The organism is Flavobacteriaceae bacterium GSB9, assembly GCA_022749295.1.
GTDB lineage: Bacteria > Bacteroidota > Bacteroidia > Flavobacteriales > Flavobacteriaceae > Flavisericum.
On the sequence record CP062007.1, the window covers coordinates 1,282,891 to 1,305,136 of the forward strand.

Annotated in this window: 21 protein-coding genes and 1 tRNA gene; 15 read left to right on the forward strand and 7 right to left on the reverse strand. The window is 36.4% G+C overall.

What is annotated here, in order from left to right:
* Positions 1–25 precede the first annotated feature (25 nt).
* Together GSB9_01070 and GSB9_01071 are read left to right on the forward strand one after the other, a co-directional pair.
* Complete coding sequence (locus tag GSB9_01070) at positions 26–1,117, forward strand: sensor histidine kinase (GenBank protein UKM64521.1); 1,092 nt, start codon at positions 26–28, stop codon at positions 1,115–1,117.
* A 16-nt stretch (positions 1,118–1,133) separates the two neighbouring features.
* Complete coding sequence (locus GSB9_01071; GenBank protein ID UKM64522.1) at positions 1,134–1,853, forward strand: response regulator; 720 nt, start codon at positions 1,134–1,136, stop codon at positions 1,851–1,853.
* Positions 1,854–1,983: 130 nt separating this feature from the next.
* Here the strand turns inward: GSB9_01071 and nagB are convergent, their stop codons facing one another.
* The 4 genes from nagB to GSB9_01075 all read right to left on the reverse strand — a co-directional run bounded on the left by nagB (position 1,984) and on the right by GSB9_01075 (position 8,005).
* Complete coding sequence (gene nagB / locus GSB9_01072; protein UKM64523.1) at positions 1,984–3,924, reverse strand: glucosamine-6-phosphate deaminase; 1,941 nt, start codon at positions 3,922–3,924, stop codon at positions 1,984–1,986.
* A gap of 141 nt (positions 3,925–4,065) precedes the next feature.
* The gene (locus GSB9_01073) at positions 4,066–6,159 is read right to left on the reverse strand and encodes an alpha-L-fucosidase (protein UKM64524.1); all 2,094 of its coding nucleotides are present in this window, start codon (positions 6,157–6,159) and stop codon (positions 4,066–4,068) included.
* A gap of 99 nt (positions 6,160–6,258) precedes the next feature.
* Positions 6,259–7,584, reverse strand: a complete 1,326-nt coding sequence (fucP, locus tag GSB9_01074; GenBank protein UKM64525.1) for an L-fucose:H+ symporter permease — start codon at positions 7,582–7,584, stop codon at positions 6,259–6,261.
* 347 nt (positions 7,585–7,931) lie between these two features.
* Positions 7,932–8,005 (reverse strand) — tRNA-Arg (locus GSB9_01075).
* 199 nt (positions 8,006–8,204) lie between these two features.
* On the opposite strand from GSB9_01075, the gene trxA reads away from it, so the two are divergent.
* The 13 genes from trxA (at position 8,205) to GSB9_01088 (ending at position 20,033) form a co-directional block, all read left to right on the forward strand.
* Positions 8,205–8,501, forward strand: coding sequence for a thioredoxin (gene trxA, locus GSB9_01076; GenBank protein UKM64526.1), 297 nt, complete (start codon positions 8,205–8,207; stop codon positions 8,499–8,501).
* The gene (locus GSB9_01077) at positions 8,501–9,097 is read left to right on the forward strand and encodes a TPMT family class I SAM-dependent methyltransferase (GenBank protein UKM64527.2); all 597 of its coding nucleotides are present in this window, start codon (positions 8,501–8,503) and stop codon (positions 9,095–9,097) included. The genes trxA and GSB9_01077 overlap by 1 nt, the downstream gene beginning before the upstream one ends.
* Positions 9,098–9,215: 118 nt before the next feature.
* Positions 9,216–10,523: a TolC family protein gene (locus tag GSB9_01078; protein ID UKM64528.1), complete on the forward strand. Its 1,308-nt coding sequence runs from the start codon at positions 9,216–9,218 to the stop codon at positions 10,521–10,523.
* A 54-nt stretch (positions 10,524–10,577) separates the two neighbouring features.
* On the forward strand, positions 10,578–11,654 hold the full coding sequence (locus tag GSB9_01079) for an efflux RND transporter periplasmic adaptor subunit (protein UKM64529.1): 1,077 nt from the start codon (positions 10,578–10,580) through the stop codon (positions 11,652–11,654).
* Positions 11,655–11,857: 203 nt separating this feature from the next.
* Positions 11,858–15,052 carry an efflux RND transporter permease subunit gene (locus tag GSB9_01080; protein UKM64530.1) on the forward strand — a complete coding sequence of 1,065 codons (3,195 nt, stop codon included), beginning with the start codon at positions 11,858–11,860 and terminating at the stop codon, positions 15,050–15,052.
* Positions 15,052–15,357, forward strand: a complete 306-nt coding sequence (locus tag GSB9_01081; GenBank protein UKM64531.1) for a hypothetical protein — start codon at positions 15,052–15,054, stop codon at positions 15,355–15,357. Before GSB9_01080 ends, GSB9_01081 begins: the two co-directional genes overlap by 1 nt.
* A gap of 15 nt (positions 15,358–15,372) precedes the next feature.
* Positions 15,373–15,582 (forward strand): DUF2892 domain-containing protein, encoded by a 210-nt coding sequence (locus GSB9_01082; protein ID UKM64532.1) that lies wholly within the window; start codon positions 15,373–15,375, stop codon positions 15,580–15,582.
* Positions 15,583–15,702: 120 nt separating this feature from the next.
* Positions 15,703–16,332, forward strand: a complete 630-nt coding sequence (locus tag GSB9_01083; protein ID UKM64533.1) for a Crp/Fnr family transcriptional regulator — start codon at positions 15,703–15,705, stop codon at positions 16,330–16,332.
* Positions 16,333–16,544: 212 nt separating this feature from the next.
* The gene (locus GSB9_01084; protein ID UKM64534.1) at positions 16,545–17,093 is read left to right on the forward strand and encodes a YeeE/YedE family protein; all 549 of its coding nucleotides are present in this window, start codon (positions 16,545–16,547) and stop codon (positions 17,091–17,093) included.
* A gap of 4 nt (positions 17,094–17,097) precedes the next feature.
* Entirely contained in the window at positions 17,098–17,511 is a 414-nt protein-coding gene (locus tag GSB9_01085; protein ID UKM64535.1) for a YeeE/YedE family protein, read from the forward strand.
* A 1-nt stretch (position 17,512) separates the two neighbouring features.
* Positions 17,513–18,304, forward strand: coding sequence for a sulfite exporter TauE/SafE family protein (locus tag GSB9_01086; GenBank protein UKM64536.2), 792 nt, complete (start codon positions 17,513–17,515; stop codon positions 18,302–18,304).
* An 87-nt stretch (positions 18,305–18,391) separates the two neighbouring features.
* Positions 18,392–19,804: an MBL fold metallo-hydrolase gene (locus tag GSB9_01087; GenBank protein ID UKM64537.1), complete on the forward strand. Its 1,413-nt coding sequence runs from the start codon at positions 18,392–18,394 to the stop codon at positions 19,802–19,804.
* Between the two features lie 22 nt (positions 19,805–19,826).
* Positions 19,827–20,033 carry a DUF2892 domain-containing protein gene (locus GSB9_01088; GenBank protein ID UKM64538.1) on the forward strand — a complete coding sequence of 69 codons (207 nt, stop codon included), beginning with the start codon at positions 19,827–19,829 and terminating at the stop codon, positions 20,031–20,033.
* Positions 20,034–20,132: 99 nt separating this feature from the next.
* On the opposite strand, the gene GSB9_01089 is transcribed toward GSB9_01088, so the two are convergent.
* From GSB9_01089 to tpiA, 3 genes are all read right to left on the reverse strand, one after another.
* Positions 20,133–20,408, reverse strand: coding sequence for an ATP-dependent Clp protease adaptor ClpS (locus GSB9_01089; protein UKM64539.1), 276 nt, complete (start codon positions 20,406–20,408; stop codon positions 20,133–20,135).
* A 31-nt stretch (positions 20,409–20,439) separates the two neighbouring features.
* Entirely contained in the window at positions 20,440–21,276 is an 837-nt protein-coding gene (gene prmA, locus GSB9_01090; protein ID UKM64540.1) for a 50S ribosomal protein L11 methyltransferase, read from the reverse strand.
* A 184-nt stretch (positions 21,277–21,460) separates the two neighbouring features.
* Positions 21,461–22,210 (reverse strand): triose-phosphate isomerase, encoded by a 750-nt coding sequence (gene tpiA, locus GSB9_01091; GenBank protein UKM64541.2) that lies wholly within the window; start codon positions 22,208–22,210, stop codon positions 21,461–21,463.
* Positions 22,211–22,246 lie beyond the last annotated feature (36 nt).

A 22,246-nucleotide genomic window follows, 5' to 3' on the forward strand; every position in this document is an offset into this window, starting at 1 on the left:
AAAAACATCAAATTTTTTCAAAAAAATGGAGTACAATCAAAATAAACTATTTCGAATAAGGTGGTATTACCATGTAATTTTCTGGTTAGTTTACTTCCTATTTAACACATTTCGTTGGGGCAGCTACTTTAATGACTATGTATATTCCTTAAAAACTAATTTACTTGGCTTCCCAATTCACATGGTTTTATGCTACTTGAACATTTTTGTGTTAATGCCATTTTTAGTGTACAATAAAAAATATGTTCTTTATATACTATCTGTGCTTGTGGCCATCTTTTTAATGGTATTAGTCAAATTTAATTTAACTTATCTTTTTATCAGTCAAAATGTTTGGCCAGAAGGACCAGAACTTATAGAAGGCCTAACCTTTAACTATACCATTGAGATGATGATTGGCGAGTTATACGTAATCACTTTTGTTACCGCCATTAAAATAACTTTGGATTATTTAAAAGAGCACAGGAGAGTAGCTCGCCTTGAGAAGGTACAACTCGAAACAGAACTTTTATTTTTAAAAAGCCAGATTTCTCCACACTTTTTTTTCAACACCTTGAACAATATCTATTCCTTAGCGGTAGAACAATCAAAAAAAACACCTCGCACCATTCTTCAGCTATCAGAGCTAATGCGCTATTTATTGTACGACACAAATGTTAAGCGTCAAAGTTTAGAAAAAGAAATTCTTTGTATTCAAAATTACTTGGATTTAGAACGTGTTAGGCACAGTGACTCACTCCAAGTTAACATGTCCATCTCTGGAGATATTCAAGACAAAAAAATTGCCCCAATACTTTTATTGACTTTTGTTGAAAATGCTTTCAAACACGGGGCTAACAAGAACATTGGCAAGGTTAAAATAGATATTAACTTTAAGATTAAAGAAAAATTTCTTTATTTTAGCATCACAAATCCTTTGCCTAAAATCACCCATCATCCCGACAACTTAGCTCAATCTAGTGGTATTGGCTTAGAGAACGTAAAAAAACGTCTCGACCTTGGGTACAACAAGAAGGATTACAAGCTAAAAATTTATACTAAAAAAAATAAATTTATCGTTAAGCTAAAAATAAGAGTAGATGGAAACACCTACCAAGATATAGTAATGATATCTTAAAAACCTAAAACACAAAATGGATAACAATGTAACGTGCCTAATTATAGATGACGAGCCTTTAGCAATTAATGTTATTAAAAACTACCTTGAACAAATTCAAGGTTTTGAAGTAAAAACAACTTTTAATAATGCCATTGAAGGTTTAAACTATCTTAAAAATGAAACTGTCGACGTCATATTTTTAGACATGAACATGCCTGTTTTAGATGGAATTAATTTCATAAAAAGTTTACAGGCACCGCCATTATTAGTAATCACTAGTGCTTATGATGAATTTGCTATTGAAACTTATGAATTAGATGTTTTAGATTATCTGGTAAAACCTATAGAGTTCCCTAGGTTCATGAAAGCTATCAATAAGATTGAAAATAGGCTAAATATTTCAAACAAACAATCTACCGAAACCATAAAAGAGCGTCCATTTATTTTTGTGAAGATTGACAAAAAGAAAATGAAAAAGATTTTCTTGGATGAGATTTTGGTTATTGAAAGCTTAAAAGATTATTTAAAAATCAATACGGTTACAGGGCGCTTCATTGTTCATAGTACACTTACCGATTTCACAAACTTACTGCCCTCTAAAGATTTTATACGTATACACCGGTCTTACACTATAGCCATTGATAAAATTGATGCCCTAGAAGGAAACAGTGTAGAAATAGAAGGTATGCGTTATGTGATAGGGCGCTCTTATCTAGAGGAAGCAAAGAAAACCATTTTAGATGCTTCAATCTAAAAACCACAAAAAAAGATGATTATTAAAAAACAACCATCTTTTCTCAAATAAAAACAACTAAACTTAAACAAATACTAATTTAACGCTCCATTATAACTTTAAGGCCGTTTATGTTTACTATTATTTTAAATTACTTAAAGTAATAACGTTTAAAAGCTTCAATGGCCGCATAATCTGCTAAACCCAAATTGTGGTATTTTTTGGCAGTAGCCCTGTTTCTATCTTCGGCACGCACCCAAAACTCTCTAGAATCATCCCCTTGAAACATAACACCGTCTTTTTGGGATTGATGAAAGAAAATAGCATGGCGCTTTTTCAAAACCTGATCTGGACTCATAGGTACCGCCATTTCTATTTGGTAAGTTTCCCACTCATGCCATGCTCCACGGTATAACCAAACCCAACAATCGTTCATATAATCTTTATCTTTTAAAACTTTTAAAGCTTCAAACAAACTATCTAAACAAACTTTATGTGTTCCGTGTGGATCCGCTAAATCTCCCGCTGCATAAATTTGGTGGGGCTTAATAGTTTCAATCAAATTGCACATTATGCTCACATCCTTTTCGGTAAGATTTCCTTTTTTTACCGTTCCCGTTTCGTAAAACGGAAGGTTTAAAAAATGAACATTACTATCGGGTACGTTCAGGTACCGAGTGGCTGCCAAAGATTCACTCTTTCTAATAAAACCTTTTAATCTCCTAACCTCAATGGGGTCTATCTCATTTTTAGTTTTAGTTTTTAGGTGATCAATTATATCATCGAACTCTTTAGAAGATGAATTTATTGCCGAAGAAACTTCCGCGAACTTCAAAGCTTCTTCGTTAGAAACAGCAATATTTCCTGAAGTTTGATAAGCGACGTGTACTTCATGCCCCTGCTCTACAAGCCTATCGAAGGTACCCCCCATAGATATTACATCATCATCGGGATGTGGACTAAATATTATAACTCGTTTTTTCGCAGGAGTAGCTCGTTCGGGTCTGTAGGTATCATCTGCATTTGATTTTCCGCCTGGCCACCCCGTAATGGTATGCTGAAGTTTGTTAAACATCTTTATGTTTAAATCGTAAGCAGTACCTTCCTCTGTCAAAAGGCTTGACATACCATTATCATTGTAATCTTTATCCGTAAGCTTTAAAAATGGCTTGCCCAACAACTCACTAAGCCAAACAACAGCTTTTAATTTTAATTCATCTGTCCATGTACAAGAAGTTACCAACCAAGGGGTTTTAACCCTTGTTAGTTCTGATGCGGCTTCACTATCTAGCACAAAGGTTGTATTGTTATGTTCTTGCAAATATGTTGCAGGAATATTGGATGTAATATCTCCCTCAATAGATTTTTGAACAATTTCAGCTTTATTGTTTCCCCAAGCTAAAAGAACAATTCGCTTTGCATTTTTTATAGTACCAATACCCATTGTTATGGCCTTCCTAGGCACATTATCTATTCCCAAAAAGGCCGATGCTGCATCAACCCGGGTCATGTGGTCCAAAGTTATGCTTCGGGTTCCAGAATTTAAGTGCGAACCAGGTTCATTAAACCCAATATGGCCGGTTCTGCCAATGCCCAACAACTGAAAATCAAGACCTCCGCATTCTTTAATCTTCATTTCGTAATCAATACAGAATTGATGTAGTTCATTTGATGGAATGGAACCATCTGGAATATTTATGCTTTCTGGAAGAATGTCAATATGATTAAATAAATGCTCGTGCATAAAGTAATGATAACTTTGAATATTGGTTTTATCCATAGGATAATACTCATCCAAGTTAAAAGTTATTACATTAGAGAAGCTCAATCCTTCTTCTTGATGCATTCTAACAAGTTCTTCATAAACTTTTATAGGCGAAGACCCCGTTGCTAACCCCAAAACACAAGGCTCATTCAACTCTTTTTTTCTTTGAATTAAATTCGCTATTTCTTGTGCAACGAGTTTTGAAGCCTCTACCGATGAATCAAAAATAACATTATGGATTTTTTCATAACGTGTATCCTCAAATTTACCAGCTTCCCTATAACTGATTTCCTTTTTTCCCTTTTGGTCTAATTCTTTTTTTGTCATGTTCGATGTAATGCCAGAATTTTGTTTCAATAAAATTAATTAATCTATATGATTGAAACTTAAAATTTCGACTAATAACATTCTAGCTTCGCTAAAGGTTAAAAGTTAAAAGCACTGCTATTTTGGTTTAGGTTCGTATTATTATTCAAGAACGTCCAACTCACCTACTGAAACCATATCAGCTTGATTTACAGCGCTTACAGAAACAAATTTAATATAACGAGCATCTACATAAGGAAAGGTTTTTATTTGCTTTATAGGGTTGTTTTTAATATTGGAAAATTCCCCTTCCGATTGTTTTTTCCAATATTTATTATCTGTGCTTGTGTAAAACTTGTAGCTTGATATTAAATTTAAATTATTTCCTGTTTGTTGAGGAAAATATGAAAACCCTTTGATGGATAAAGTTGCTCCCATATCAATAATTACTTCTATTGGGTCTGTTTCATTGTTATGCTCTAGCACACAAACCGTACTGTAGTTCCCATCAATTATTTTTTCGGATGATTTCAAGTCTTCTCCCGTTATAGAAAGAACATGCCAATTTTCTTTAGAATTTCCGTAGCGAACCGTCTTGATATCGCTGAACATATTTTCTTCTACATTGTATGCTATCGCTTTTACTGTAATAGCCTGAGCTTGCTTAAATGGTTCTTTGTACAGCGCACTACTGTTTAAGTTTGGAGTGGTTCCGTCGATTGTGTAGTAAATTTTATTCCCATTTTCAGAATACATGGATATCACCCCCTTTTTATTTCGTTCTATCTTTGGCATCCTTACCAAAGTTGGTGCATTGTATCCCTTAACGGAAGAAATAACAAGATTTGATTTTGAATCGGTGATATTCACCCTAAGGGCAGAAGCTTTAATACGGGGCAATCTTAAAATTCTTTTGTAACCAATTGTGGTTTCACTTGCTATTGTTAGCCACTCTTCATTAATTTTTGCTTCAACATTAAAAGCCTTTACCCGCTGACCAAGTTTTATGTATTCTTGCAATTCAATACGATTAATTTCTGTTGGTTTTTTAAATTCGAACAACATCGTTCCTGTTTTAACCCCATCATCTGTGGCCCAATAGTTTTTTTTATTATTGTCGACTACATTTCTAGCTGAATACACTTTCTCATTACCTCTGGTATTGCTTGCCGTGACTTTGCTTACTCCCAAAAGTTCATTCTTGAAATCGGCTTTAATCACTGCTGTAAGTTCCTTTAATCTAGCGATATCATTTTCATTAACAAGTCCCCTTTTATCAACAGGAAGGTTAAGCAATAAATTAGCATTTCTACCAATAGACTCGTAATAAATATCTACCAGTTCTTCTAAAGGCCTAACTTTATCATCTTCTATTTCGTGATAAAACCAACCGGGGCGAATTGAAACGTCTGCTTCACCTGGAACCCATTTCTCACCATCTTCATGACCATTCATAAATTCGGAATAATGTACTTTTCCAGCCAACTCATCTTTTTGCCTTAACAAGCTCCAATTCGTTTTTCCTGCTCTGCCTTCTTCATTTCCAATCCATCTAGCTTCCGAAGGCCCCACACCCCAAACCAATGTATTAGGAGACATCTTATTTATTAATTTATAAGTTCCCTCCCAATCATAATACTCTAAAGTATTTATTTTTCTAGTTTCGTTTGCGCCTCCGTAATAACCATTTCCTCCGTTTGCGCCATCAAACCACATTTCAAAAACTTCTCCATAATTGGTTAACAGTTCCTTTAACTGATTTCTAAAATAGGTGATATATTTAGATTTTCCATAGTTTGGATGGTTTCTGTCCCATGGCGAGAGATAAATCCCTAATTTTAACCCATACGCTTTACAGGCTTCCGACAGTTCTTTTATAACATCTCCTTGCCCATTTTTCCATGGTGAGTTTTTAACGGAGCGTTCTGTGAATTTTGAGGGCCAAAGACAAAAACCGTCATGATGTTTAGCGGTAATAATAATGCCTTTCATTCCAGCTTCTTTAACAACTCGAGCCCATTGCCTCGTGTCAAGGGAAGTGGGGTTAAAAAGTTGGGGGGACTCATTTCCATACCCCCATTCTTTATTGGTAAATGTATTGAGCGAGAAATGCACAAAGGCATATAACTCCATTTCATGCCAGTCAAGCTGCTTTTCAGATGGGCATGGCCCATAGGGTTCTGGCGGCCTCTCCTTTTGTTTACAAGAGCACAATAGGAATAACGAAAGGACAAGAAACGTTATACTTTTTTTCATATGATATATAACCTTAACTTATTATTAAATGTAGCCATTTAAAAAAAAGCTTTTATATAAAAAACATTCGACCAACATCGCCTTTAAAAACCTTAAGGCTCACTTTATAACATACTGAGAGGCTTCCGTCCTTGCTTTATAGACATAAAACCCGAACCAACTGATATAAACAAAACAAATTAGAGGAAGCATAAATGAAAAATTAACCTCAGAAACCCCAACGATAACCGTATCAGTGACACCATGACCTCCTATATCGATTACTAGCCCCTGTAACTTGGGCATTAAAGCCCCCCCAACAATGGCCATAACCAAACCGGCAGAACCTATTTTTGTTTCCTCTTCCGTCAAATCATTAAGAGCAATACCATAAATAGTAGGAAACATTAAGGACATAAAGAACGAAATCATCACCAAACAATATAAACCAAGTAATCCTTTTATAAATATTGTCCCCAAAGCGCAGCATATAGATAAAAGTGCAAAAAGCATTAATAATTTACCGGGGTTAATAAAGCGCAACATATAAGTGCCTACTGCTCTACCCAAAGTAAATAGCACAAAGGCTAGCATTTGATAGTAGCCAGCAGTTACACTATCCATATTTATGGCTTCTGTATATTGATAAATATATGTCCAACACATAATTTGGGCCCCTACATACAATATTTGAGCAAGTACCCCTAACGTATATTTTTTGTTGTTAAACAAGATTTTAAAGGTTTCTCCTATTTTAGGAATCTCACCATCATTTTTAGATTGCGGCATCTTTACCACAAGAAACACAACAAACATTACAGCCACCAATAATCCTAAAATCACATAAGGATTGCGAATCACCATTAAATCTGACGTTTTAACTAACAATTTTGAAGCCTCGTCTAGAGCACTAAAGTCTTTAATATTATCGGATTTCAAATTTTTGAGCACGAACTGCTGAGCAACAAGCAAACCAACAATTAGGCCTATGGGGTTAAAAGCCTGTGCTAAATTTAAACGTTGAGTTGCAGTTTCTTTTGGTCCCATAGCTAATGTATAAGGATTGGCTGCTGTTTCTAAAAAGGCGAGCCCAAACGTTAAAATGTAAAGCCCTAAACAAAAAAACCAGAATTTCTCGGTTACGGCTGCTGGATAAAAAAGAAGGGCTCCCAAAGCATATAGCCCCAACCCAATTAAAACACCCACTTTGTACGAGTACTTTCGCATAAAAATAGATGCCGGTAGCGCCATACAAAAATAACCACCATAAAAGGCCATTTGCACCCAAGCTGCCTGAGAATTTGATAGTTCCAATACCTTTTTGAACGCTTGCACCATTGGGTCTGTTACCGCATTTGCAAAGCCCCAAAGTGCGAATAAAGATGTTACTAAAATAAATGGAAGCATTGTTTTTTTCTCAACAATTACTTGTTTGGTATAATTCATCTGTTTTTGGTTTAGTTGGTTGGACTGATAAGGTAAATTTTAAACAGAAGCAAAATTATTTTTTTCGACGAAGAACAATCTATTAGACACAAATGACTATTTATTTTACATTCAAGAAATTCAATTGGACTTGCAACAAAAAATCGGACATTGTTCAAGACGAAAGCCAAATCAATTATAGTCCAACTCTTATTTGCATCAACACTGTGAACCAGCAGAAAAAGGACTAACCGAATTGTGAACTTTTGCATTCAAATCAGTTCAAATTTTATGAGTTCCCAAAAACGAAAAATCCTTGCAAACTCTATTGTTTGCAAGGATTTGTAATAATTTAGTATTTCTACTAGTGACCACGCCAGGATTCAAACCTGGAACCTCTTGAGCCGTAATCAAGTGCGCTATTCAGTTGCGCCACGTGGCCTTTTTAAGTGGGGGCAAATATACATTTTTTCTTGGAATAGAAACAAATCTTATCAAATTTAATTTCTAAAAATTTTACAATTCATTTTAAAGGCAAAAGCAAACTTGGATGTGTAACTATTGTTACTGGTTTTGAACTATAAAAAACTAATTTTACATAAATTTATATTTAACTGTTTAACAGCATAATAATTTTTGTTATGAGCAAGTTTTCAGAAATAATTAACCAAGAGCAACCTGTTTTGGTCGACTTTTTTGCCGAATGGTGTGGTCCCTGCAAAATGATGGCACCCGTACTAAAACAAGTAAAAGACGCCATGGGAAACCGGGCAAGCATTATCAAAATAGATGTTGATAAAAACCAAATGTTGGCCTCTAAACACCAAGTAAGGGGTGTCCCCACTTTTATGCTCTTTAAGAAAGGAAAAATGGTTTGGAGACAGTCTGGTGTTATTGAAAAAAACGAAATCATAAGAATAATCAACGCCAATTTATGATTGATTTATCTGAAGCATTTTGGGACAACCGATACATAAATGGAGACACAGGTTGGGATTTGGGCAATATATCCCCTCCTCTTAAATTGTATATTGACCAATTGACTGACAAATCGCTTAAAATCTTAATACCTGGTGGGGGCAATTCCTATGAAGCGGAATATCTTCAATCAAAAGAATTTAAAAATGTGTTTGTGGCCGATATTTCTAAAACAGCTCTTAACAATATTTCTCAACGTGTTGAAAACTTTCCAAAAGACCATTTAATACACAAAGACTTTTTTGAACTGAAACAAAATTTCGACATTATTTTAGAGCAAACCTTTTTTTGTGCCATTAATCCTAATTTAAGACCCAAATACGCCAAAAAAATTAATGAGCTTCTAGCTTCAAATGGAAAAATTGTAGGCTTGCTTTTTAATGTTCCGTTGAACCAAGACCAACCACCGTTTGGTGGAAACAAGCAGGAATACATCAATTACTTTAAGCCCTATTTCGATATCGAAATCATGGAACTCTCATACAACTCCCATAGTTCCAGAATGGGGCGAGAACTCTTTTTTAAAATGACCAAAAGAGATATAGCCCCTTCATAAAACGCCTTATCCCCTTTACGCACTAGCTTGAAGCCACAAACGCACCTTCTGAGGTAACCTTTGTTACAGACAAAAGCTCTACTTGACTTTAATTTTGCAGCAATAAATAGAACTATCAATGCAAAAAATAATTTCAATAATTACCTTAACGCTTTTAACATGGAACCTGTTACAGGCACAGCAGGTCGTTCCCATATCTAAAGCTGAGGTCCAATCTAAAGTTTCAGAGCATAATACTTCAATAAAAATTTCTGAAGAAGCATTTAAACAAGCCCGAGCAGATTACAGGCAAACCAATGCCGTATTCTTGCCCAACATTACGGCTAGCCATACGGGTATTACAACTACCAACCCACTTATGGCATTTGGCTCTAAACTCAATCAGGAAGTTTTAACCCAAGCCGATTTTAACCCAGCGTTGTTAAACGATTCTGACGAAACCAAAAACTTTGCTACAAAAATTGAAATTCAACAGCCTTTAATTAATGTAGATGGTATGTTTCAGCGCAAAGCTGCCAAATCTAAAATGGAAGCTATGTCGTTAAAAACACAACGCACAACAGATTATCTCGCGTTTGAAGTTGATAAAGCTTATATGCAATTACAGTTAGCATATAAAGCCGTAGATGTTTTAGAAAAAGCACTGGAAACTGCTTTTGCCAACAAAAAATTGGCCGACAACAGTTTTAAACAAGGCTACTTGCAACGGGCCGATGTACTTAATGTTGAAGTACGCGTAACTGAAGTAAAAAACCAATTGCAGCAGGCAAAGAGTAATGTTCAAAATGCTTCAAATTACTTATCCTTTTTAATGGATGATGAGGAGTACGTTGTTTATAAACCTAGCGACAGCCTAACCGCTTTAGCACGTACCATGGACATTAAAACCCTATCGGAAAACCGTAGCGATATTAAAGCCATGCAATTAGCCAGCGACGCTTATAAAGCAATGAACAACGCTGATAAAATGGCTTTTTTACCACGCCTCAATGCCTTTGGAAGTTATGAGATGTACGATGATAAAATGTTTCAGGCCGATGCCAATGGCTATATTATTGGTGCGCAATTAAGCTGGGATATTTTTCAAGGTTCAAAACGTTTTGGGAAAGCTCAAAAAAGCAGAGCTGAGTTTGAAAAATCCAAACTGGAATACAACCAATACATTTCGAAAAGCAAGCTTGAATTGAACAAAGCAAAGCGGATGCTAATCGATGCTGAAAATAAATTGAACCTTTCAAAATTAGCGTTAAAACAATCGGAAGAATCATTAAGAATTCGTACCAACCGATTTAAAGAAGGTCTAGAAAAGACTTCAGATTTATTGATGACAGAAACGCAATACGCTCAAAAAGAATTAGAATATTATCAAACCATTTTCGAATATAATTACGCCCTATCATACGTTAATTTTTTAACTAAAGAATAGAATTTAGTTGACAGTTAACAGTAGCAGTATTCAGTAAAAATAAACTCAATTAAAATGAAAAAACTATATACCATCTTATCACTTTCAACCGCAATATTAGTAGCAAGTTGTGGTAGCGAAGATAAAAAAGCCGTTGCCGATAATACGCCAGCTATTCCTGTAAAAGTAGCGCAAGTTAGCGGTGATAACAACAATCCCTTTTTAGCGGTTAGCGGAAAAATTCAAGCCGAAAACAGCGCCAATTTAAGTACAAGAATGATGGGCTACGTTAATAGCGTTCCTGTAAATGTTGGCGATAAAGTTAGTAAAGGACAATTATTGGTTGCTATTAATAATGCCGATTTGCAAGCGCAAAAGGCACAAGTTGATGCCAATATTACTAAAGCAACAGCAGCTTTTAATAATGCCAAAAAAGACTATGAGCGTTTTAAAGTATTATTTGCACAAAATAGTGCCTCTCAAAAAGAGATGGATGATATGACGGCCAATTACGAAATGGCAAAAGCTGGTTTGGAAGCCGCTAAACAAATGAAAAACGAAATCAACGCCCAATTTGCGTATACCAACATTACAGCGCCATTTAGCGGAGTTATTACCAGTAAAACAGTAAAAAAAGGCGATATGGCCAATTCAGGGCAGCCGTTGATTTCCATTGAAGCACCAGGCGATTTTGAAGTAATTGCTATGGTGCCAGAAATGGAAATCGCAGATATAAAAAAAGATACAAAAGTTGATGTTAATGTAAAATCCATTAACCAAACCATCTCAGGAACAGTAACCGAAGTAAGTACCTCGGCAGCACAAACAGGCGGACAATATTTGGTGAAGATAACATTGGATAAAACCGATGCCAACATCTTATCTGGAATGTTTACTACAGTGCAATTTCCTGTAGAAAGAAAGGCGGAAACGACTATGGTTTTAATACCAAAAGAAGCCATTATCACCAACGGTCAATTAAGTGGTGTGTATACGGTAAGCCAAAGTAATACAGCGATTTTACGCTGGTTGCGTTTAGGTAGAACATTTGGAAATGAAGTGGAAGTATTGTCTGGCTTAAATGCCAATGAAAACTACATTGTTTCTGCTGATGGAAAGTTATTTAACGGAGTGAAAATTAGTGTGCAGTAAGCAGTACTGCATTAGCAATAAAAAGCAAAATTGAATTAACAGTTAAAAGTCGCGTTAGGGATAGAAGCGGCATCCTTTTTACGTCAGTTCGAGTGAATTTGTGTCGCATTGAGCGCAGTCGAAATGAAACAAATTTGTATCGAGAACAAGTAAAAAGATATAGCGAATAGCCCGTTAAAACGCCCAAAAAATAAAAAGAAAAAATGAAAGAAGGTTTAGCAGGAAAAATTGCCAAAGTCTTTATGACATCGAAGCTTACAGTGCTTTTAATGATTGTATTTATGGTCATTGGCGTGTACAGCTCGTTTTTAATTCCTCGTGAAGAAGAACCACAAATTGATGTGCCCATGGCCGACATTTTTGTTGGGTATCCAGGCGCGAGTCCAACCGAAGTTGAAAGTAGAGTCATCAAGCCTTTAGAGCAATTAATCTCAAATATAAAAGGTGTGGAATATGTGTATTCTACGTCGATGAAAGAACAAGGTATGGTTATCGTTCAGTTTTATGTGGGCGAAGACATCGAGCGTTCATTTGTGAAATTATACAACGAAATCAATAAGCATATGGACCAAATGCCGGAAGGCGTGACGTTTCCGTTAGTAAAAACACGTGCTATTGATGATGTGCCCATGTTAGGGTTAACCTTGTGGAGTGAGCATTACGACGATTTCCAATTAGGGCAAATGGCTCAAGAATTGGAAGCCGAAATTAAGAAAGTGAATGACGTAGCCATTACGCATAAAATAGGCGGAAGAGAACGTCAAATACGTGTCATTTTAGATAAAGATAAACTAGCCAGTGCCGGATTGGACTTTTTATCGGTTTCTGAAATGATTAGAGCCAACAACGCGCAATTAAATTCTGGAACGTTTGATAAAAACGACACTGAATTTGTAGTAAACACTGGTAAGTTTTTAGAGTCAGTGACCAATGTTGAAAATCTAGTAGTTGGTGTACAGCAAAATCAGCCAATCTACTTAAAGCAAGTCGCAAAAATCGTTGATGGTCCTGAAGTCCCACAAAACTATGTGAGTTTAGGTTTTGGTCAAGCTAGCGAAAAGGCAAGTGATTATAAATCTGAATATCCAGCAGTAACTATTTCGGTCGCCAAACGAAAAGGTGCAGACGCGATGAAAATTGCCGATATCATCATCGATAAAGTAGAACATTTACGCAAAACCCTAATTCCAGATGATGTTCACGTAGAAATCACTAGGAACTATGGTGAAACAGCGTCTCACAAGGTTTCCGAATTATTATTACACCTTATTGGTTCTATTATCGCGGTAACGTTTGTGGTGATGTTGGCCATGGGTTGGCGTGGCGGATTGGTCGTGTTTTTATCGGTGCCAATCACCTTTGCTTTAACCTTGTTAAGTTATTATATGCTGGATTACACGCTTAACCGTATCACTTTATTCGCGTTAGTATTTGTAACAGGTATTGTGGTAGACGATTCCATTATCATTGCCGAAAATATGCACCGCCATTTTAAGATGAAAAGCTTACCGTTCAAGCAAGCAGCATTATATGCCATAAACGAAGTTGGTAACCCGACTATTTTAGCAACCTTTACCGTAATTGCCTCAGTTTTACCCATGGCGTTTGTATCTGGTTTAATGGGGCCATATATGGCGCCCATGCCAATTGGAGCATCTATTGCGATGATTTTATCGTTATTCGTAGCCTTAACCATTACACCGTATTTAGGTTATATTTTCTTGCGTGAAAAAGACAAGAAGGGTGTAGCGGAAAAACCTAAAAAACCATTAGAGGACACTAAAATTTACAAGTTTTATGAGAAACTAGAACGTCCGTTAATTGAAAGTCGTTCAAAACGTTGGTTGTTTTTAGGATTAACCTTTGTGTTCTTGATGGGAACGATGGTGATGTTTTTTACCAATTCGGTCGTTGTAAAGATGCTGCCGTTCGATAACAAAAACGAATTTCAAGTGGTTATTGATATGCCCGAAGGCACAACCTTAGAGCGTACAGCGGTTGTGGCTCAAGAAATTTCGCAATACTTATCAACACGACCAGAAGTGGTTAATTACCAAAATTATATTGGCACATCGGCTCCTATTACCTTTAACGGATTGGTTCGTCATTACGATTTACGTGGCGGAAGCAATATGGCCGATATACAAGTTAATCTTGTGGATAAAGGTGAACGCAATGCTCAAAGTCATGATATTGCTAAGTTATTACGGCCAGAGATTCAAAGAATAGCTTCAAAATACAACGCCAATATAAAAGTTGTTGAAGTACCACCAGGACCTCCAGTATTATCAACATTAGTGGCTGAAATTTATGGTCCAGATTACGATAAGCAAATGGAAATTGCTAACGAAGTTCAAAATATTTTGAATAATACAGAAGATGTTGTTGACGTCGATTGGATGGTAGAAGCTGATCAAAAAGAGTTTCAATTTACTATCGGCAAAGAAAAAGCGATGCTTTATGGTGTAGCGCCAAAACAGATTGCTTACACCATGAATATGGCCTTATCAAACAGACCGTTAACCGTTTTATATGATGAAGATGCGGTGAACCAAATTGGGTTGGTATTGGCTTTAGATGAAAAGGAAAAATCGACCATTCAAGATATTTCACAGTTAAAAGTTAAATCACAACAAGGCAACTTAGTTCCGATTGTTGATTTAGTTGATATTTCTGAAACGACCAGTGCCAAAAGCATTTACCGTAAAAATCAAAAACGTGTGGTGTATGTTTTAGCCGATATGGCTGGCGAGTTGGAAAGTCCTGCGTATGCGATTTTAGGAATGGAAGAAAAATTAAAAACCATTCCGTTACCACAAGGCTATGACATTAACGAAATGTATCTCGGCCAACCCGAATACGAAGACGATTATACCGTAAAATGGGATGGCGAATGGCAAATTACTTTGGAAGTATTTAGGGATTTAGGCATTGCCTTTTTAGGTGCTATTATTTTAATCTATATCTTAATTGTTGGTTGGTTCCAAAACTTTAAAGCTCCAGTTGTTATGATGGTTGCCATTCCTTTATCCATGATTGGTATTATTTTGGGACACTGGTTAATGGGGGCATTTTTCACCGCAACATCATTCATCGGAATGATAGCCTTGGCGGGAATTATGGTGCGTAACTCGGTTTTGCTAATTGATTTTATAAACCTTCGTTTAGAGGAAGGCGTACCTTTAAAACAGGCCGCTATTGAGGCTGGAGCCGTGCGTACAACACCCATTCTATTAACCGCTGGAACCGTGGTAATAGGAGCTTTCGTTATCTTATTCGACCCCATTTTCCAAGGCTTGGCAATTTCACTCATGGGCGGAACCATTGTATCCACTTTTTTAACCCTATTGGTTGTGCCATTAGTGTATTACATGATAGAACGTAAAAACCATAAATAATGAAATTAGTATTAGTAACCGCTGTAAAAGAGTTTCACAGAGATGTCCTTAAGCTCTTTAAAAAAGCAGGTATTGAAAGTTTTAGCGAATCAGAAATTGATGGCTATAAAAACAATGCTGCGCTGCTTATAAGCTCAAATTGGTTTGGCTCTGAAAATGTCGGAAACGAGTCGGTTATGTTTTTTTCTTTTACCGAAGAGCAATATATCGATGAACTTTTTAAACAAATCATGGCCTTCAACACCAATTTAGAAACAAACAACCCCGTTAAGGCCGTTGTTGTACCTATTGAAAAAGCCATATAATTAAAAACTATTAAAATGTTAAACACCTATTTTAGAACCATCGTTGGAAGCATGATACTTTTAAGTGTTATTCTTACCGTTTATGTAAACCAAAACTGGATGTGGTTCACCGTTTTTATTGGCGTAAACCTAATTCAATCTGCTTTTACCAAATGGTGTCTTTTAGAAACTATTTTAGTGAAATTGGGCGCTAAAAAAGAAAGCGGAAACTGTTCGTCTTGTTAAACACACGTTGGTCAAAGCCCCTTTTAAGCTGTAATGAATTTTGATTTTATGAATAGGCAAAATGATAAAATCTAACAGATTTGCCTGTAAAAATTTCATTTTTAATTACTATTTTTGGGCATGACCAAAGACCTATTAAACCAAAAGTTTGCCCATATTTTTGATGCCGATCTAATTTCCGAAATATCGGAAAAAGGCGTTTTCAAAACGTTTAAACAGAACGAAATCATTATAGACATCAATCAACCCTTAAAATATATTCCCCTATTACTATCGGGCGACATTAAGATTTTAAGGGAAGATTCTGATGGCAATGAGCTATTAATATACTTCCTAGAAGCTGGCGAAACCTGTGCCATGTCGCTTACCTGCTGTTTGGGCACTACAAAAAGTAAAATTAGGGCTGTGGCCGAAAAAGACTCCAGTCTTATTTTAATTCCGGTTGAAAACATGCAAACCTGGTTTCACAGTAATGCCAGTTGGCGGGAATTTATCCTTCAAAGCTACCAAATACGGTTTGATGAAATGCTTGATGCGATTGACAACCTTGCCTTTATGAAAATGGACGAACGCCTGCACAAATACCTAAAAAACAAAGCTATGCTACACGGCTCGCAGACCATAAACATAAAGCACCAAGACATTGCCGAAGACCTACATACATCACGCGTGGTCATTTCCAGACTTTTAAAACAACTGGAAAACGAAAACAAAATAAAACTTAGCCGCAATAAAATTGAAATACTGTAAATAGTATTTATATGGGCGCTACACCAAGGATTGGGCTTTCGCTTAAGTTCATCTTGAATACAGTCGAAAGGCTACCTCCTTTATCGGCGAACTCAAACAAACTATTCAATTCCAAGCGTAACAGCCCCTTACGCTTTTACATAGTAGCAACTTTAAGTAACAATTGTTACAAAACACAAAAAGTAACAAAATAACTTTACAATCAATAAATTATGGAATCTATTTTAAACCCTTGGCCTTGGTACGTTTCGGGGCCTTTAATTGCTTTGGTAATGGCCATTTTGCTCTATTTGGGTAAAACCTTTGGCATGTCGTCCAATTTAAAAACCATGTGTACCATTGCCGGTGCAGGAAAATTCAGTGATTTTTTTAAATTCAATTGGAAAGAACAATCCTGGAATCTTGTTGTGGTTCTTGGTGCTATCATTGGGGGCTTTATTGCCGTTAACTATTTATCGAACGATAGCATAACCGACCTCAACCCTAAAACCGTTGCAGAACTCAAAGCCATGGGATTTCAAAATTCTGGTGCCACATTGGTTCCTAATGAAATTTTCAGCTTTCAAAGTTTAAAAGGTGTAGCCATTCTTATCATTGGTGGCTTGTTAGTTGGCTTTGGCACCCGCTATGCTGATGGCTGTACTTCAGGTCATGCCATTACTGGTTTAAGCAGTTTTCAAAAAGCATCACTTATAGCTGTAATTGGTTTTTTTGTTGGTGGTTTGGTTATGGCAAACTTTATTTTACCCTTAATTTTTTAGCCTTATGAAGTTTATAAAATTTTTATTCATCGGTATATTTTTCGGAATTGTTTTGGTGAAATCCGAGGCCGTTTCATGGTATCGTATTTATGAAATGTTCAGGTTTCAATCTTTTCACATGTATGGTATTATATGCACAGCTATAGCAACAGGTGTTCTCTTTTTACAAATTTCTAAAAAAGGGTATATAAAAAGCGTTACGGGCACCCATATTTTAGTTCCTAAAAAGGGTGAGGGCTTTGCTCGTTACATTATAGGTGGCTCAATTTTTGGATTAGGCTGGGCGTTAATTGGTACCTGCCCAGGGCCTATGTACATACTTCTGGGTGCTGGCGTTTACAGTATGCTCATTGTAATTGCAGCGGCCATTTTGGGTACGTTTTTATATGGTTTGTTAAAAAACAAACTACCGCACTAATATGGATATGGTCCAAATTTCGGGATACGTCGGCGCACTATTAATAGGCATGGTTTTAGGCCTTATTGGTGGTGGAGGCTCCATTTTAACAGTACCCGTTTTGGTCTATATTTTGGGTTACAACCCCGTTGTGGCCACAGCTTATTCATTATTTGTTGTGGGCACCTCATCTTTGGTAGGTACGTTTCAAAAATCCAAGAAGGGTTTAGTTGATTTTAAAACAGGATTAGCTTTTTCTTTTCCGTCGTTTGTCGCCGTGTATATAACGCGTCGTTACTTGGTTCCAAACATTCCGGAGCACTTGTTTTCAATTGGCACATTTACAGTATCGAAAGATGTCGCCATAATGATATTTTTTGCACTCATCATGTTATTGGCATCCATTTCGATGATGAAAAATGGAAACTCGCAAAATACGCCATCTTCAAAACAATCTTATTATAAAACTTTCATTCAAGGTCTAATTATAGGAACTATTACAGGTGTTATAGGGGCTGGAGGTGGCTTTCTATATGTACCTGCCTTGGTCCTTTGGGCCCGAATTTCCATGAAAAAGGCTGTTGGCACCTCACTTATTATCATCACCATAAATTCACTTATAGGCTTTTTAGGAGATGTTCAAAACCTAGACATTAATTGGGGTTTTCTTCTGCCTTTCACTGCCATTGCCATTTTAGGTATCATATTGGGCGTTTTTCTATCTAAGTCAATTAGCGGACAAAAACTGAAAAAGGGTTTTGGAACTTTTATTTTAATAATGGCCATATACATCATTTACAAAGAGTTAAAATAAATATAATGTAATAATAGTTACAAACGCTTTTCAAAAAGTTTAGTATTTTAGGTAAAATGAAGAATTTTTAAAAGCAGAAAGAATTTTATGAAAATTGAACAGATATATACAGGTTGTTTAGCGCAAGGCGCTTATTACGTAGAATCTAATGGTGAAGTGGCTATAATAGACCCTTTACGCGAAACGCAACAATATGTGGACAAGGCCAAAAAAGAAAACGCCAAAATCAAATATATTTTTGAAACCCATTTTCATGCCGATTTTGTTTCTGGCCACATCGATTTAGCTGAAAAAACGGGCGCGACCATTGTTTATGGTCCTGGTGCTAAAACAGCCTATGATATTTATGAAGCCAAAGACAATGAAGCATTTAAACTCGGTAACGTAACTATAAAGGTACTCCATACACCTGGACATACTCTAGAATCTGCAACTTATCTGCTGTTGGATGAAAATGGCAAAGAACACGCTATTTTTTCTGGAGACACCCTATTTTTAGGTGATGTAGGGCGTCCCGATTTAGCTATTAAATCAGACTTAACAAAAGAAGATTTAGCAAAAATGCTATACGACTCTTTACGGAACAAAATCATGCCGCTTCCAGACGATGTGATTGTTTATCCAGCGCATGGTGCGGGCTCGGCTTGTGGAAAAAACCTCAGTAAAGAAACGGTGGGCGTTTTGGGCGAACAGAAAGAAACCAACTATGCCTTAAGAGCAGACATGACCAAGCAAGAGTTTGTAGATGAAGTCCTATCGGGCATTACCCCACCACCGCAATATTTTGAAAAAAATGCCATGATGAATAAAATGGGGTACGATGATTTTGAAACCGTACTAAAAAAAGGCGACACGCCACTCTCTCCCGAAGAATTTGAAGCTATCGCTAATCAACAAAGCGCATTGGTTTTAGATGTTAGATCAGAACAAGATTTTGTAAAAGAACATATTCCCAATTCTATTTTTATTGGTTTGAATGGTTCATTTGCACCGTGGGTTGGCGCACTTATTACAGACCTTAAACAACCTATTTTATTGGTTACGCCGCAAGGAAAAGAACAGGAAGCCGTAACACGCCTCTCACGAGTAGGCTACGACAACACCCTAGGGTACTTAAAAGACGGCATTAAAGCTTGGAAAGCAGCTGGAAAAGACATCGAATCCATCACCTCAATCCCTGTCGAACAATTTTCTAAAGAATTTGATAGCAAAGCGACAAAAGTGTTGGATGTTAGAAAAGATGGTGAATATAAATCTGAACACTTAAAAGGCGATAACGTACAGCATTTTGCCCTCGATTACATTAACGAAAACATGAATTCGATAAACAAAAACAACACCTATTACCTGCATTGCGCTGGAGGTTACCGATCGGTTATTGCAGCATCTATTTTAAAAGCTCGCGGGTTTGATAAGCTTATAGACATTGCGGGAGGATTTGGAGCTATTAAAGACAGCGAATTACCAACAACAGATTACGTTTGCCCTACAACATTATAAAATCAATTTAAATTAATAAGACATGAAAAAAAACATGGGAAGTTTAGATAAAGGCATCAGGGTGATAGCAGCCATTGTTATTGCCTTACTTTATTATTTTAACGTTATTACAGGCACCTTGGCCTATGTGTTAATGGCATTGGCTATTATCTTTCTAATTACCAGCTTTGTTAGTTTTTGTCCGCTATATGCGCCTTTTGGCATAAACACCTGTAAAACTAAAAATTAAAACAAGTTTAAAAATTCAAAACTGAAAGTTCGAGTTTGGGCAAGAAATTGTTACCGAGCGACCGAACTTTTGTTAATTGTAATATAAAGCGGGGAATAATTAAACGATTTCTGCACTAAGCCCTGCGTCAAGTAGCATGGAACAACGAGGCTTCAAATCATCATAAAGCCCAGTTTTAACCGTACACTTTCCTTTGTAATGCACAATTAAAGAACATTGCTCTGCTTGCTCAGCCGTGTGATCGCAGGCGTAAATAAGCGTTTCAATAACATGTTCAAAAGTGTTTACATCATCATTGTACAGAATAATTTCGTTCTGCGTTACAACTTCTTCTTCCAGCAATAATTCCTCTGACACTTTTTCTTTGGAACTCATAATACTAATGTTTTCGGGGTAAATTATACTACTAATTTAAAAATTTTAGAGAAACCCAATTATTTCTTTCCAATTTTTCCTCAAATTTTAACATATATTTTTCACACGATTCTTGAATAACAGGAATGTCATCATCATAAAAACCACTTAAAAACAACATGCCGTTTTCGTTTAAACAACCTGAATAAACCTCCATATCCTGTAGCAAAATATTACGATTTATATTAGCAATGATGATATCGTATTTTTTATTTTTCAAAACAGAAGCATCGCCTTCTATGACAGTGATATGCTCACTTTTATTACGCTCAACGTTTTCCAAACTATTAACATAACACCAATTATCGTAGTCTACAGCATCTATGGGTTTGGCGCCTTTCATCTCGGCTAAAATAGCCAAAACACCTGTTCCGCACCCCATATCTAAAACAGATTTACCTTCAAAATCGTTTTTTAATATATGCTGTATCATCATGTGGGTAGTTTCGTGGTGCCCCGTGCCAAAACTCATTTTGGGCTCGATAATAATATCGTATTTTGTATCGAACCTTTCGTGAAATGGCGCCCTAACGCTACAAACCCCGTTAACAACAATGGGGTTGAAGTTCTTTTCCCATTCTTCATTCCAGTTGGTCTGCTCTATCTCCTCAAAAGTGAATGAAATTTGAAATTCATCGGAATTTAATATTTGAATATCGTACAAAATATTATCATCCCAATCATCTTTTTGAATATAAGCCGTAACGCCATCTTCGGTTTCCACAAAACTCTCAAACCCAGCATAACCAAGTTCTGCTATTAAAATTTCTGTGGCGGGCTGTAATGGCTCTACCTTAAAATAATACCCTATATAAATGGTGTTCGACATGGTTTTAGTTTTAGACTGCTAAGATAATTGAATTGATTGGTGTGTTCAATCTTTATGGACTGAATAATGCAAACAAAAAAGGTATTGCCCGATTTTAAAAAAACAGGAAATACCCTTATCTTAGATTCATGCCCTTTACTTAGACTTCGCTCAAGACAAGTGCGGGAATGACAAAATCTATTACTTAAAACGCGTTTACAATCGCGAAAAAGTCTTCAGCTTTTAATGAAGCGCCTCCAATTAATCCACCATCAACATCAGGTTTAGAGAAAATCTCTTCGGCATTGGCAGGCTTAACACTCCCTCCATAGAGAATAGAAACAGAGTCGGCCACATCATTACCATATTTATCTGCCAAGGTTTTTCTAATAAAGGCATGCATATCTTGAGCTTGCTCAGGGCTTGCCGTTTCTCCTGTTCCAATAGCCCAAACGGGTTCGTAAGCCAGAATGATATTACTGAAAGCTGAAGCTTCTAAATGAAATAATGCATTTTTTATTTGGTCGCCAACAACTTTTTCTTGGTTACCGGCTTTTCTATCGGCCAATTCTTCTCCAAAACAAAAAATAACATCCATCCCTTTGGCTAGAGCTGCATCTACCTTTTTTGCCAAAATCTCATCAGTTTCACCAAAATACTCACGGCGCTCGCTATGGCCTAAAATAACAGTGTTAATACCTACACTCTTTAGCATTTTTGCACTAATTTCTCCCGTGTATGCCCCATTTTCAGCAAAATGCATGTTTTGCGCTATCACTTCAATTTTAGAGTTTTTTAGGCTGTTATAAGCCTGCCATAGATTTGTTGCTGTTGGCGCAATCATGACTTCGGCATTCGATGTTTGTTTTTGTTCCTTTAAACTTGTTATTAGCGTTTCTGTTTGTGCTAAATCATTATTCATTTTCCAGTTTCCAGCTACTATTTGTTTTCTCATTGCCTTTACAACCTTCAAAACAGAAGGGATTTTTGT